Origin of the sequence: Streptomyces caniscabiei (genome assembly GCF_014930365.1) — a bacterium.
GTDB lineage: Bacteria > Actinomycetota > Actinomycetes > Streptomycetales > Streptomycetaceae > Streptomyces > Streptomyces caniscabiei.
Genome location: NZ_JABXWI010000009.1, coordinates 42,266 through 56,135, shown reverse-complemented (window position 1 = coordinate 56,135; position 13,870 = coordinate 42,266). Strand labels below are relative to the sequence as shown.

Genomic DNA, 13,870 nt, shown 5'->3' with positions numbered 1-13,870 from the left:
GCACCCGACGGCGCGCCCACTCAGCGGGCCCGCCGACACACCCACTCAGCGCCCGTTGAACGCGTCCTTCAGCCGGGAGAACAGCCCCTGCTGACCGGGCTGGAACTGCCCCGTCGGCCGTTCCTCCCCGCGCAGCGCGGCCAGCTGCCGCAGCAACCCCTCCTGCTCGGGGTCCAGCTTCGTCGGCGTCTGCACCTCGACGTGGACGATCAGATCGCCCCGCCCGCCGCCGCGCAGATGCGTGACACCGCGCCCGTGCAGCGGGATCGACTGCCCGGACTGCGTCCCGGGCCGGATGTCGACCTCCTCCAGCCCGTCCAGCGTCTCCAGCGGCACCTTCGTGCCGAGGGACGCCGCCGTCATCGGGATCGTCACCGTGCAGTGCAGATCGTCGCCACGCCGCTGGAACATCGGGTGCGGCAGCTCGTGGATCTCGACGTAGAGGTCACCGGCGGGACCTCCACCGGGCCCGACCTCGCCCTCACCGGCCAGCTGGATCCGCGTGCCGTTGTCGACACCGGCCGGGATCTTGACGGTCAGCGTCCGCCGCGACCGCACCCGCCCGTCGCCCGCGCACTCGGGGCACGGGTTGGGGACGATCGTGCCGAAGCCCTGGCACTGCGGGCAGGGCCGGGAGGTCATGACCTGGCCGAGGAAGGACCGCGTGACCTGCGAGACCTCACCGCGGCCCCGGCACATGTCACAGGTCTGGGCGGTGGTGCCGGGAGCGGCCCCCTCGCCACTGCACGTCGTACAGACGACGGCCGTGTCGACCTGGATGTCCTTCGTCGTGCCGAAGGCCGCCTCGTCGAGGTCGATCTCCAGCCGGATCATCGCGTCCTGTCCCCGGCGCGTGCGCGAGCGGGGACCCCGCTGCGACGCCGTACCGAAGAACGCGTCCATGATGTCCGAGAAGTTGCCGAAGCCACCGGCGCCGAAGCCGCCCGCGCCTCCGCCGCCCGCCTGGGACAGCGGGTCGCCGCCGAGGTCGTAGACCTGCTTCTTCTGCGGGTCCGACAACACCTCGTAGGCGGCGTTGATCTCCTTGAACCGCTCCTGGGTCTTCGGATCGGGATTGACGTCCGGGTGCAGCTCGCGAGCGAGCCTCCGGAACGCCTTCTTGATCTCGTCCTGGGACGCGTCGCGGCGCACGCCGAGCACGGCGTAGTAGTCCGTGGCCACTTAAGACTCCGCCAGGATCTGTCCGACGTACCGTGCCACCGCTCGTACCGCTCCCATCGTTCCCGGATAGTCCATGCGCGTAGGTCCGACCACGCCCAGCTTCGCTACTGCCTCGCCGCCCGAACCGTAACCGACGGAGACGACGGACGTGGAGTTGAGTCCCTCATACGCGTTCTCATGACCGATGCGTACGGTCATGCCCGAATCCCCGGCCTCGCCAAGCAACTTGAGGAGGACGACCTGCTCCTCCAAGGCTTCCAGAACGGGCCGGATGGTGAGGGGGAAGTCATGTCCGAAGCGGGTGAGATTGGCGGTTCCGCCGATCATCAGCCGCTCCTCGCTCTCCTCGACGAGTGCCTCCAGCAGGGTGGAGAGCACCGTCGAGACCGTGCCCCGGTCCTCGACGTCGAACGCCTCCGGCAGGTCCTCGACCAGCCGGGGCACATCGGTGAACCGGCGGCCCGCGACCTTGCTGTTCAGCCGGGCGCGAAGATCCGCGAGTGACGTTTCTCCGAAGGGCGCCGGGCAGTCCACCAGCCGCTGCTCCACCCGTCCGGTGTCCGTGATCAGCACGAGCATCAGCCGGGCCGGGGCCAGCGACAGCAGCTCCACGTGCCGCACGGTCGAGCGGGTGAGCGAGGGGTACTGCACGACCGCGACCTGCCGCGTCAGCTGCGCCAGCAGCCGCACGGTCCGCGCCACGACGTCGTCCAGATCGACCGCGCCGTCCAGGAAGTTCTGGATGGCGCGCCGCTCGGGCGGCGTCATCGGCTTGACGCCGGCCAGCTTGTCGACGAAGAGCCGGTACCCCTTGTCGGTGGGGATGCGGCCCGCGCTGGTGTGGGGCTGGGCGATGAAACCCTCGTCCTCCAGCGCCGCCATGTCGTTGCGGACGGTCGCCGGGGAGACCCCCAGGTTGTGCCGCTCGGTGAGCGCCTTGGAACCGACGGGCTCCTCGGTGCCCACGTAGTCCTGGACGATGGCGCGCAGCACCTGGAGCCTGCGTTCACTGAGCATCGCGCACACCTCCAGCTCGCTCTTCCGTGACTCCCCCTTGGCACTCGCCCCGGGCGAGTGCCAGCACTCCCCGCCCAGTGTACGGCGGTGGGGTACGCCCCCGGCAAGGCCGGTCCAGCCATGTCATGCCGACGTGTACGGACGTGTCCGGCCATGTCGGGCCACTGTCCGACCCCTGCCGGGCCATGTCGCGGCACACTTCCTACCGACGGGTACGCGGCGACGGGCGAAGCCGACCGGCCCCACCGACCGCCGAACACACGGGCGACCACGCCACACCGCGCGCCCGCCCCACGGACACCTCGCGACCCGCTCACGACCCGCTCACGGCCACCGCGGAGCACCCGTGACGGACCGTCCTCGCCGCCTGCCGCACCCGCCCTCGACGCTTCACCGGCTGCGCCGCGACCTCCCTCACACCCCGCTTCGTCGGCGGATGCCGAGCTACAGCTAGCGTCGGTGCATGACGGTGACTTGGGAAGAGTGCGGGTGGCAGGAATTGACGCCACGGGTCGGACGGTGCCGCCTTCCCGGCTGGGACTGCACGGTCGGGTTGGTGGCCGGGGACGGTGCGGCCCTCATGATCGACGCGGGTTCCAGCGTGCGGGAGGGCGCGCGGTTGCGCACCGAGGCGTGCCGGCTGCTCGGTGGCGCCCGTGTGACGCATCTCGCGCTGACCCACCCCCACTTCGACCATGTCTTCGGGGCGGCGGCGTTCTCCGGGGTGGAGGTGTTCGGCGCGGTGGGTGTCGACGGCGTCCTGACCCGTGACCGCGACGCACTCCACGCGGACGCGGTGCGCCACGGCCTCCCCCCGGCGGACGCCACCGAGGCCGCGGACCTGCTCGTCCTCCCCCGCCACCTGGTCTCCGGCGAGTGGACGCTCGACCTGGGCGGCGGTCATCGGGTGCTGCTGGCGAACGTGGGGCCGGGGCACACCGCACACGACCTGGTGGTCCTGGTCCCGGGCACGCCGGCCACGGCGGGGTCCGCCGGTTCGCCGGAGGTCGTGTTCTGCGGGGACCTGGTGGAGGAGTCCGGTGAACCCCAGGCCGGTCCCGACGCCGTCCCGTCCCGCTGGCCCGACGCGCTGGACCGACTGCTGGCCCTGGGCGGCGAGGACGCGCTGTACGTGCCCGGCCACGGGGCGGTGGTGGACGCGGCGTTCGTCCGCGCCCAACGCGACGCGCTGGCACGGCGCTTCGGCGTGTCGGGCTGAGTACGGGGTTTCCGGGCGCCGCTTCTCCTATCGTCATCCGAATGCGCCAGTACTCACCCGACCTGACCCCTCCCTGGAAGAAGCCCAAGCCGGTCCCCGAGGTCCCGGCCGACCCCGGACTGGTCGTCGAGGAGCCCACGACCGGCTTCTGCGGCGCGGTCATCCGCTGCGAGGCGGGCACGGTGACGCTGGAGGACCGCTTCGGCAAGCTCCGCGTGTTCCCGCTGGAGCCCCGGGGCTTCCTGCTGGAGGGCCGGGTGGTGACTCTGGTCCGCCCCACGTCCTCGGCGCCCGTCCGCCCCTCCCGCACCGCCTCCGGCTCGGTGGCCGTCCCGGGCGCCCGCGCGCGCGTGGCCCGGGCCGGACGCATCTATGTCGAGGGCCGCCACGACGCGGAACTCGTCGAGAAGGTCTGGGGCGACGATCTGCGCGTCGAGGGCGTGGTGGTGGAGTACCTGGAGGGCGTGGACGACCTGCCCGCGATCGTCGCGGACTTCGCACCGGGGCCGGACGCGCGGTTGGGCGTCCTGGTCGATCATCTGGTCCCCGGCAGCAAGGAGTCACGGATCGCCGCGTCGGTGACCAGCGAGCACGCGCTCGTCGTGGGCCACCCGTACATCGACATCTGGGAGGCGGTGAAGCCGTCGTCGCTGGGCATCGCGTCGTGGCCGCGCGTCCCGCGCGGGCAGGACTGGAAGACGGGGGTGTGCCGGGCGCTGGGGTGGCCTTCGGACAACACCGGCGCGGTCTGGCAGGCGATTCTGGCGCGGGTGGGTTCCTACAAAGACCTGGAGCCTGAACTGCTGGGCCGGGTGGAGGAGTTGATCGACTTCGTCACGGTCGGCGGTGGGGCCTGACCCCCGGGAGAGTGCCGAACGTGCTGGTATCCAGCTCGACGCCGAGCAAATCCAGCGGTACAGGGTCCCCGAACTTGGTAATGCGCTGCACCTGATAGTCGGCGGCGTCACCAGCTCCCCGGGGCTCAGTGAGCAGCACGCATTGGGACATGATCGGGTCGATGATCAGGTAGGCGGGCACCTGACCCGCTGCATAGATCGATCGCTTGACCCCATAGTCCCGGTCAACGCTGGTCTTGGAAACGACTTCGACCACCAAAGTGATCAGCCGGGACGACAGCAAGCGCCCCGCCTCCGGGCTGAGGTCATTCTCCAGCACGACCAGGTCAGGTACGGGCTCGCTGGCTTCGTCGACGATGTCGACGTCCTGAGTCTGCAGCCTCTCCCAACGCTGGCGCGGGATCTGGTCCTGCACCGCCGTCACGATCCGGTTGTGCACCAGATCAGGGCTGGACATCATCACGATTTCCCCCCGGAGAAGCTCCATCTTGACGCCGTCCGGGGGCTCGAACCCCGCGAAGAACTCAGCCATCCCACGCTCATCCACAGCGGTCATCTCCGTGGCCCTCCACATCCGCCGCGTCCTTTTCGGCGGCAGCCTACGAGCCAGATTAGGTACCGAACCCCCGTTCCGCACCGATTCACCCACCAGAGTGATCAGTCCACCAAGTCCCGCACCACCGCGTCCGCCAGCAACCGCCCCCGCAGCGTGAGCACCGCGCGCCCCTCCTCGTACGGGCCCGGGTCGAGCAGCCCGTCGGACAGGGCGCGCCCGGCCGCCGCGAGGCCCTGCTCCCGCAGCAGCGACAACGGGCACCCCTCCCGCAGCCGCAGCTCCAGCAGGATGCGCTCGACGCGGCGGTCCTCGTCCGACAGGAGCTCACGCCCGGCGCCCGGCGACTTCCCCGCCGCCAGCGCGCCCGCGTACGCGCCGGGGTGCTTGACGTTCCACCAGCGCACGCCGCCGACGTGGCTGTGGGCGCCCGGCCCCGCGCCCCACCAGTCCGCGCCGCGCCAGTACAGCTCGTTGTGGAGGCAACGCCCGGCGTCCGAGGTGGCCCAGTTGGAGACCTCGTACCAGTCGAACCCGGCGGCCGAGAGCGTCTCCTCGGCGATGAGGTACCGGTCGGCGTGGACGTCGTCGTCGGTCATCGGCACCTCGCCCCGGCGGATGCGCCGCGCCAGCTGCGTGCCCTCCTCGACGATCAGGGCGTACGCCGAGATGTGGTCCGGCCCGGCGCCGAGCGCGGCGCCCAGGGAGGCCCGCCAGTCGTCGTCCGACTCGCCCGGCGTGCCGTAGATCAGGTCCAGGTTGACGTGGTCGAAGCCGGCGGCGCGCGCCTCCGCCACGCACGCCTCCGGGCGCCCCGGCGTGTGCGTACGGTCGAGGATCTTCAGCACGTGCTGCCGTGCGCTCTGCATACCGAACGAGAGCCGGTTGAAGCCGCCCGCGCGCAGAGTCTCCAGATAGGCGGGGTCGACCGACTCCGGGTTCGCCTCGGTCGTCACCTCCGCGTCGTCCGCGAGCCCGAACTCCTCCCGGATCGCCCCCAGCATCCGTACGAGGTCGTCGGCGGCCAGCAGCGTGGGCGTCCCGCCGCCGACGAAGACCGTACGGACGGGGCGCGGGTCGTCGCCCATGACCTTGCGGGCGAGGCGGATCTCGTCGACGACCGTCTCCGCGTAGTTGTCGCGGGAGGCGAGGACGCCGCCGGTGCCGCGCAGTTCGGTGGCGGTGTAGGTGTTGAAGTCGCAGTAGCCGCAGCGGGTCGCGCAGTACGGGACGTGGAGATAGAACCCGAGGGGACGCTCGGCCGCGTCGGCCAGGGCGTGCGCGGGCAACGCCCCGTCGTCGGGGACGGGCTCACCGTCGGGGAGTGCGGAAGGCATGCCTTCCATTGTCCAGCAACGCCGCCGGTCCTCGGTCCGCCGTCGATCCGCCGCCGTCACGCCCCTGCTCCGGTCCTACTCAGGCCGCTCCTCCGACCCTGCTCCGGCCACTACTCCGCCCGCAGCACCAGCAGCGCCAGATCGTCGTCCGGAGGCCGTTCCCCGAACTCGTGGACGAGTCGGCGGATGCGTTCGGCGATCAGCTGGGCGTCGAGGCCGGCGCAGCCGGAGAGGGCGGTGGCGAGGCCGTCCCCGTCGTCGAACATGCGCGGGCCGCTGCGCCGCTCGGTGACCCCGTCGGTCACGCAGAGCAGGGTGTCGCCGCAGCGCAGCTCGAACGTCTCGGAGACGTACTCCGTGTCCTCGATCACCCCGAGCAGGGTCTGCGGCTCGGCCACGGTCCGGACGTCGCCGTCGGGCCCGAGGAGCAGCGGCAGCGGGTGGCCGGCGGAGGCGAGGGTGCAGCGGACGCCGCCGGGGACGGGGACGAGTTCGCCGTAGAGAAGGGAGAGGAAGCGGATCTGGGGGCCGTCGGGATCGACGAGACCGGGGTCGCCGGCCGTGACCAGGGCGCGGGCGGCGGCGTCGGCGGCCTCGGTCGCGTCGTCGAGGAGGAGCTGGTTGAGGCGGTCGAGCACGTCCGCCACGCCGTAGCCCTCGCGGGCGAGCAGCCGCAGCCAGGGGCGGGCGAGACCGATGACCACGGCGGCCTCGGGGCCCTTGCCCTGGACGTCACCGATGGCGAAGCACCAGCGGCCCCGGCCGGCGGGGAAGAGGTCGTAGAAGTCGCCGCTGGGTCCACCCTTGTCGCACGGCTCGTACACCAGTGCGCTCGACACTCCGGGGATCTCGGCGACCGCGCCCGGCAGCAGGCCGCGCTGGAGCACGCGGCTGATGGTCGCCTGACGGGCGTACTGACGGGCCGCCCCGATCGACAGCGCGATGCGTCGGCTCAGGTCCTCCACCAGTCCGGTCACCTCGTCCGGGAACCGCAGCAGCCCGGCCCGCCCGATGACGAGAGTCCCGAGCGGCCGCCCCCCGGCAATCAGCCGATAGGCAAGCGCGGCCCCACCCTCACGCTCCCGCACGACCTCGCCGCCACGCTCCCACGCGGCCCCACCGTCACGCTCCCGCCCGGTCTCGCCGTCCCGCTCCCGCCCGGTCTCACCGTCACGCTCTTGGGCCGCCCGGCTCTCGCGCCCGCGCACGATCCCGCCGTCGCACTCCGGCGCCGCCCCGCCCGCACGCCCCGACGGGGCCCCACCTTCACACTCCCGGGCGGTTTCATCGTCACGCTCCCGCCCGGTCTCGCCGTCACACTCCCGGGCCGCCCGGCTCTCGCGCCCGCGCACGATCCCGCCGTCGCACTCCGGCGCCGCCCCGCCCGCACGCTCCGGCGCCGCCCCGCTGTCACACTCCGGTGCCGCCCCGTCTTCGCGCCCGCGCACGGCCCCGCCGCGACTCAGCCCGGGCGACCCGCCGAGTCGTTCCCCGGCCGAACCACCGTCCCGCTTCCCGACCGACCCCGCCGAGGCACCCCCGCCGTCCCGCGAGGCACCCTCGCCGTCCGTCGGCGCACCCTCGCCGTCCGCTGTCCGCCCCCGGTCACCCACCCCGCTCGGCCGGTCGCCGGCGGCCGGCTCCGGCCACGGCACCGGTACCGCTCTCGACCGCACCGACTCGGGCAGTCGCGGCGGATTCTGCTCCAGGGCCCGGCGCAGTTCCTCGATGCGGTTCTCGCTGCCGTGCCAGACGCGGGCGAGCCGGGGTGCCGGGCCGAGCGAACCGTCGCCGCCGCGCCAGCCCAGCCCCTCGTCCTCCAGCCACACCGCGCACCAGTCCGCCAGCCTCGGCACCAGCAGCTGCCCGGCGAGCGCGGCGACCAGGTCCTCGTCGAGCTGTCCGGCGAGCAGATCGGACGCCTCGGCCAGGAAGGAGAGCGCACCCCGGTTCAACCACTCCCGGTCGCGCTCCACACCGAGCCGGGGCACGGGGGCGACCAGATCGACCGGGTCCGGCCCCAGCTCGGGGCCCCCTTCGTCACCGTGTCCGACGCCCCCCGCGTACGCCCGCGCACCGCGAACTCCCCGCACCTCCCCGTCCCCGGCGTACGCCGACACGCGCCAGTCGTCCCCTCCCGCGCCCCCCTCGACCGCCCCGTCGCCCTCGGTTCCCGCTACCTCCCCGACATCCCCGGCCCCGACGGTCCCCGAGATCCCCGCGCCCCCCACCCCCGGCACCTCACCGCCGTACGCCCCGAACGCGTCCTCCACCGCCATCGCCCCGTCGACCGACAACCGGGCCCAGACGGTCTTCATGCCGGTCCGGTAGGTGATCCCCCACGCCTCGGAGAGCGCCGCGACGAGGCGCAGGCCCCGTCCGTACTCGGCGGCCCCGTACGGCCGTTCGACGAGGTAGGGGCGTTCGGCGCCCTCGTCCCGTACCGCCCTGGAGGGATGATGGTCCGAGACCTCGACCAGCAGCCACCCGGCGGAGGCGGGGTCGTCGCGCCCCAGACGGCACAGCAGTTCGACGTCCGTGCCCGCGTGGACGACCGCGTTGGTGACCAGCTCGCTGACCACCACGAGGGCGTCCTCGACGAGGCGGGCGGAGAGGGCCGCGGCCCCCGGCAGATCGAGCTCGGCCCACTCCCCGAGCGCGGTACCGACGAAGCGCCGGGCGGCTCCCGGCGCGAGCGGTCCCCCGGGCAGCGACACACGCACCACCGCGCGCCGGTCCGCGCCCGCGTACGCGGTCCCGGCGGACAGCGTGTCAGCCCCGACGCGCGCGGGCGCGTCGGGCGCACAGGACGCGGTCTCCCGTTGCGTCGGAATGGCCCCCACTGAGCGGCTCCCTGAGAAAGTTCGGACGAATAGGCCTCAGGCGGCACGGACAGAGTGACAGACTGACCACGCCCATAAGCGCCGAGTTACCGAAGTGGGCCACCATGAGTGAGAACAGTGCTACGCGGGTGCTCCGAGACGGTCAAAAAGACAGCCAAACGGACGTTCTGATCCGGGCATCCGATCTCCGCGCGCTGACCGCGGCCATGACCGCCGCCCGAGACGGCAGCTTCACGAAGGTCCCGGAGGCGGGCCCCGCGCCGGTGGCGGAGCTGTGCGCCCTCTTCAACCAGATCATCGACCGCAGCACCCACTTCGGCAGCGAAGTGCAGCGGGTCCGGCGGGAGTTGGTGCGGCACGGCCGCCTCGACGAGCGGCTGTCGGCGAGCCCGGGCCAGGGTGCCTGGGCGACCCGGGTCGACGATGTGAACCAGACCCTGGACGCCCTGGTCGCCCCGGCCGCCAACGCCACCCGCGTGCTGGACGCGGTGGCCGGCGGCGACCTCACCCAGCGGGTCGACCTGCACGACGGCAACCGTCAACTGCGGGGCGACCTCAGGCGGTTGGGCCGCGCGGTGAACAAGATGGTCGACCAGCTGTCCCTGTTCACCGGCGAGGTGACCCGGGTGGCGCGCGAGGTCGGGACCGAAGGCCGGCTCGGCGGCCGCGCCAAGGTCCGGGGTCTGTCCGGGAGTTGGCGGGACGTGACCGAGGCGGTCAACACCATGGCCGCCCGGCTGACCGCGCAGGTGCGGGACATCGCCCTGGTGACCACCGCGGTGGCGCGCGGCGACCTCACCCGTACGGTGACGGTCGAGGCGACCGGCGAGTTGCTCGAACTGAAGCTCACCGTGAACACGATGGTCGACCAGCTCTCCGCCTTCGCCGACGAGGTCACCCGCGTGGCCCGCGAGGTCGGCACCGAGGGCCGGCTCGGCGGTCGCGCCCAGGTCCGGGGTGTCTCCGGGGTCTGGAAGGACCTCACCGACAACGTCAACTTCATGGCGTCGAACCTGACTTCGCAGGTCCGCAACATCGCCCAGGTGACCACGGCGGTGGCGAACGGCGACCTCAGCCAGAAGATCACCGTCGACGCGCAGGGCGAGATCCTGGAGCTGAAGTCCACCATCAACACGATGGTCGACCAGCTCTCCGCCTTCGCCGACGAAGTGACCCGGGTCGCCCGCGAGGTCGGCACCGAGGGCAACCTCGGCGGCCGGGCCCAGGTCCGGGGCGTCTCCGGCGTCTGGAAGGACCTCACCGACAACGTCAACTTCATGGCGGACAACCTGACCTCGCAGGTCAGGAACATCGCCCTTGTCTCCACGGCCGTCGCCCAAGGGGACCTCGGCAAGAAGATCACCGTCGAGGCCAAGGGCGAGATCCTGGAGCTGAAGTCGACGATCAACACGATGGTCGACCAGCTCTCCGCCTTCGCCGACGAGGTCACCCGGGTCGCCCGCGAGGTCGGCACCGAGGGCAACCTCGGCGGGCAGGCGCAGGTCCGGGGCGTGTCGGGCGTCTGGAAGGACCTCACCGACAACGTCAACTTCATGGCCCTGAATCTGACCTCGCAGGTCCGCAACATCGCCCAGGTCACCACGGCCGTCGCCAACGGCGACCTCTCCAAGAAGATCACCGTCGACGCGCGCGGCGAGATCCTGGAGCTGAAGGACACCGTCAACACGATGGTGGAGCAGTTGCGGGCTTTCGCCGACGAGGTGACGCGGGTGGCCCGCGAGGTCGGCACCGACGGCGCGCTCGGCGGCCGCGCCCAGGTGCTGGGCGTGTCCGGTGTGTGGCGGGACCTCACCGACAACGTCAACTACATGGCGGACAACCTGACCTCGCAGGTCCGCAACATCGCCCAGGTGACCACCGCGGTCGCGAACGGCGATCTCTCCAAGAAGATCGATGTGGACGCGCGCGGCGAGATCCTGGAGCTGAAGACCGCCATCAACACGATGGTCGACACCCTCTCCTCCTTCTCCTCCGAGGTCACCCGCGTGGCCCGCGAGGTCGGCTCCGAGGGCCAACTCGGCGGCCAGGCACGGGTCGAGGGCGTCTACGGCACCTGGAAGCGTCTGACGACGAACGTGAACGAGCTCGCGTCGAACCTGACCACGCAGGTCCGCGCGATCGCCGAGGTCGCCTCCGCCGTGGCCCAGGGCGACATGTCCCGCTCGATCACGGTGGAGACGCAGGGCGAGGTCGCCGAGCTGAAGGACAACATCAACCTGATGGTGGCCAACCTCCGCGAGACCACCCGCGCGAAGGACTGGCTGGAGTCCAACCTCGCCCGGCTCGCCGCCCTGATGCAGGGCCACCGCGACCTGATGGAGGTCGCCGATCTGATCCTGCGCGAGCTGACCCCGCTGGTGAACGCCCAGTACGGCGCCTTCTACCTGGCCGACCCCGACGAGGACGGCGCGGCCCCGCTCCCGGTGGCGCCCACCAAGGGCCTGGCCTTCATCGCGGGTTACGGCGCGGCGCAGGGTGCGACCGTCGAGACCGGCGGCCTGCCGGTGCACGGCCTGGTCGCGCAGGCGGCCCGCGAGAGGAAGCGGATCCTGGTGGAGGAGGCCCCGCCCGGCTACATCAAGATCAACAGTGGTCTCGGGGAGGCCTCCCCGTCCAGCGTGGTGATCATCCCGATCCTCTTCGAGGACAAGCTCCTCGGCGTGATCGAGCTCGCCTCCTTCTCCCGCTTCTCCGACGTCCACCTGGCGTTCTTCGACCAGTTCGTGAACACCATCGGCGTCGCCATCAACACCATCATCGCCAACTCCCGTACGGAGTCCCTCCTCGGCGAGTCCCAGCGCCTCGCCATGCAGCTCCAGGAACGCTCCGACGAACTACAGATGCAGCAGGCGGAGTTGCAGCGCTCCAACGCCGAACTGGAGGAGAAGGCAGCACTGTTGGCCACCTCCTCGCAGTACAAGTCGGAGTTCCTGGCGAACATGTCCCACGAGCTGCGCACCCCGCTGAACTCGCTGCTGATCCTGGCACGGCTGCTCTCCGACAACCCGGACGGCCATCTCACCGACCAGGAGGTGCAGTTCGCGACCACGATCCACCGCTCGGGCTCCGACCTCCTCCAGCTGATCAACGACATCCTCGACCTCTCGAAGATCGAGGCGGGCCGGATGGACGTACGCCCGAAGCGCCTCCCCCTGATCAAACTCCTGGACTACGTCCACGCCACGTTCCGGCCCCTCACCCTCGACCGGGGCCTGGCTTTCGAGGTGACGGTCGGCGAGGACGTCCCGCGCGAGATGTACTCGGACGAGCAGCGCCTCCAACAGATCCTGCGCAACCTCCTCTCGAACGCGATCAAGTTCACCGCGTCGGGCCGGGTCGAGCTGACCGTCAGCCGCGTCAAGGACCCCGACCACCGCTACACCCGCGAGGACCACGACGAGGTGATCGCCTTCGCCGTCTCCGACACCGGCATCGGCATCGCCGCCGAGAAACTCCCGGTGATCTTCGAGGCGTTCCAGCAGGCCGACGGCACCACCAACCGCAAGTACGGCGGCACCGGCCTCGGTCTGTCCATCAGCCGCGAGATCGCCGGCCTGCTCGGCGGCCGCATCATCGCGGAGAGCGTCCCCGGCAAGGGCTCGATCTTCACCCTGTACGTCCCGGTGTTCAGTCCGGGCCACGGGGTGACGGGCCCGGTGGTCGAAGAGCGCGGCAGTCTCGTACCCGAGCAGTTGACGACCGAGCCGTACCCGGCAGCGCACGAAGCCGACACGTACGACAGCGACGACTCCTGGCCGGCACCCACCAAGCTGGAGGCGTGGAAGGTGGGCCGCGCGGGCCAGGTGCTGCCCGGCCGCCGGGTGCTGATCGTCGACGACGACATCCGCAACGTCTTCGCGCTCACCCATGTCCTGGGCCGGGTCGGCATGCCCGTCCTGTACGCGGAGAACGGCCGCGAGGGCATCGAGACCCTGGAGCGCAACCCGGACGTCGAACTCGTCCTGATGGACATCATGATGCCGGAGATGGACGGCTACGAGACGATCTCCGCCATCCGCCGTACCCCCCGCTGGGCGGGCCTGCCCATCGTCGCCCTCACCGCCAAGGCGATGCCCGGCGACCGCGAGAAGTCGATCGCCCGCGGCGCCAACGACTACGTGCCCAAGCCGGTGGACGTGGACCAGCTGCTCACGGTCGTCTGCGCGGTCCTGGACCCGGAGGCCCCCCAGGTCCAGCAGGGCGCCGAGCCGTCCCCCGAGAAACGCACCGAAGAGAACGAGGCACCCTCACCATGACCTCTCAGGACCGGACCGACGCAGGCGCGGGCATCCTCCTCGTCGACGACATGGAGGACAACCTGCTCGCCCTGGAGGCCGTCCTGGCATCCCTCAACGAGCCGCTCGTCCGCGCCCGTTCGGGCGAGGAGGCGATGAAGGCCCTGCTGCGGCACCGCTTCGCCGTCGTCCTCCTCGACATCCGGATGCCCGGCATGGACGGCTTCGAGACCGCCGCCCACATCAAGCGCCTCGACCAGACCAAGGACGTCCCGATCATCTTCCTCACCGGCACGGACGCCGACACCGGCTACGCCTTCCGCGGCTACGCCACCGGCGCCGCCGACTACCTCACCAAGCCCTTCGACCCGTGGGTGTTACGGGCCAAGGTCAGCGTCTTCCTGGACCTGCACCGCAAGACCCGCCAGCTGGAGACCCTGCTGACGACGCGACGGGAACACGCGGACCAGCTGGACGCCCGCCTGACGGCCCTGGAGAAGCAACTGGCAGCACCTTCACCGGACTTGACCGAGATACGCACCCAGATACGTGAACTTCGAACCTTGGTGGAGGGCAACCGCGCCTTCTAGGGGCGCGGGGAACTGC

General features: G+C 71.4%; 9 protein-coding genes. 4 read left to right on the top strand and 5 right to left on the bottom strand.

All coding sequences use genetic code 11. From position 1 onward, the window contains the following. Positions 1–45 precede the first annotated feature (45 nt). Entirely contained in the window at positions 46–1,182 is a 1,137-nt protein-coding gene (gene dnaJ, locus HW837_RS24515) for a molecular chaperone DnaJ (RefSeq protein ID WP_045557494.1), read from the bottom strand. Next, positions 1,183–2,199 carry a heat-inducible transcriptional repressor HrcA gene (hrcA, locus tag HW837_RS24510; RefSeq protein ID WP_045557495.1) on the bottom strand — a complete coding sequence of 339 codons (1,017 nt, stop codon included), beginning with the start codon at positions 2,197–2,199 and terminating at the stop codon, positions 1,183–1,185. Positions 2,200–2,662: 463 nt separating this feature from the next. Here hrcA and HW837_RS24505 point away from each other — a divergent pair, with 463 nt between their 5' ends. Further along, positions 2,663–3,418 carry an MBL fold metallo-hydrolase gene (locus HW837_RS24505; protein ID WP_045557496.1) on the top strand — a complete coding sequence of 252 codons (756 nt, stop codon included), beginning with the start codon at positions 2,663–2,665 and terminating at the stop codon, positions 3,416–3,418. Between the two features lie 41 nt (positions 3,419–3,459). Next, positions 3,460–4,275, top strand: a complete 816-nt coding sequence (locus HW837_RS24500; protein WP_093789147.1) for a DUF3097 domain-containing protein — start codon at positions 3,460–3,462, stop codon at positions 4,273–4,275. Here the strand turns inward: HW837_RS24500 and HW837_RS24495 are convergent. The 3 genes from HW837_RS24495 to HW837_RS24485 all read right to left on the bottom strand — a co-directional run bounded on the left by HW837_RS24495 (position 4,253) and on the right by HW837_RS24485 (position 9,008). Beyond that, entirely contained in the window at positions 4,253–4,849 is a 597-nt protein-coding gene (locus HW837_RS24495; protein ID WP_093789146.1) for a Uma2 family endonuclease, read from the bottom strand. The genes HW837_RS24500 and HW837_RS24495 overlap by 23 nt on opposite strands. An 83-nt stretch (positions 4,850–4,932) precedes the next feature. Then, a complete protein-coding gene (hemW, locus tag HW837_RS24490) occupies positions 4,933–6,165 on the bottom strand; it encodes a radical SAM family heme chaperone HemW (protein WP_093789145.1) in 1,233 nt (410 codons plus the stop codon). Positions 6,166–6,275: 110 nt separating this feature from the next. Next, the gene (locus HW837_RS24485; protein WP_193380087.1) at positions 6,276–9,008 is read right to left on the bottom strand and encodes a SpoIIE family protein phosphatase; all 2,733 of its coding nucleotides are present in this window, start codon (positions 9,006–9,008) and stop codon (positions 6,276–6,278) included. A 104-nt stretch (positions 9,009–9,112) separates the two neighbouring features. Between HW837_RS24485 and HW837_RS24480 the strand changes: the two genes are divergently transcribed. Both HW837_RS24480 and HW837_RS24475 read left to right on the top strand, forming a co-directional pair. Continuing rightward, on the top strand, positions 9,113–13,285 hold the full coding sequence (locus HW837_RS24480) for a HAMP domain-containing protein (RefSeq protein WP_193380088.1): 4,173 nt from the start codon (positions 9,113–9,115) through the stop codon (positions 13,283–13,285). Then, positions 13,282–13,854 carry a response regulator gene (locus HW837_RS24475; protein ID WP_045557500.1) on the top strand — a complete coding sequence of 191 codons (573 nt, stop codon included), beginning with the start codon at positions 13,282–13,284 and terminating at the stop codon, positions 13,852–13,854. The genes HW837_RS24480 and HW837_RS24475 overlap by 4 nt, the downstream gene beginning before the upstream one ends. Positions 13,855–13,870 lie beyond the last annotated feature (16 nt).

Coding starts and splice junctions, on each gene's coding strand:
- HW837_RS24475 (WP_045557500.1), top strand. CDS start 13,282: ATGACCTCTCAGGACCGGACCGACGCAGGCGCGGGCATCCTCCTCGTC.
- HW837_RS24480 (WP_193380088.1), top strand. CDS start 9,113: ATGAGTGAGAACAGTGCTACGCGGGTGCTCCGAGACGGTCAAAAAGAC.
- HW837_RS24495 (WP_093789146.1), bottom strand. CDS start 4,849: ATGTGGAGGGCCACGGAGATGACCGCTGTGGATGAGCGTGGGATGGCT.
- hrcA (WP_045557495.1), bottom strand. CDS start 2,199: ATGCTCAGTGAACGCAGGCTCCAGGTGCTGCGCGCCATCGTCCAGGAC.
- HW837_RS24500 (WP_093789147.1), top strand. CDS start 3,460: ATGCGCCAGTACTCACCCGACCTGACCCCTCCCTGGAAGAAGCCCAAG.
- HW837_RS24505 (WP_045557496.1), top strand. CDS start 2,663: ATGACGGTGACTTGGGAAGAGTGCGGGTGGCAGGAATTGACGCCACGG.
- hemW (WP_093789145.1), bottom strand. CDS start 6,165: ATGCCTTCCGCACTCCCCGACGGTGAGCCCGTCCCCGACGACGGGGCG.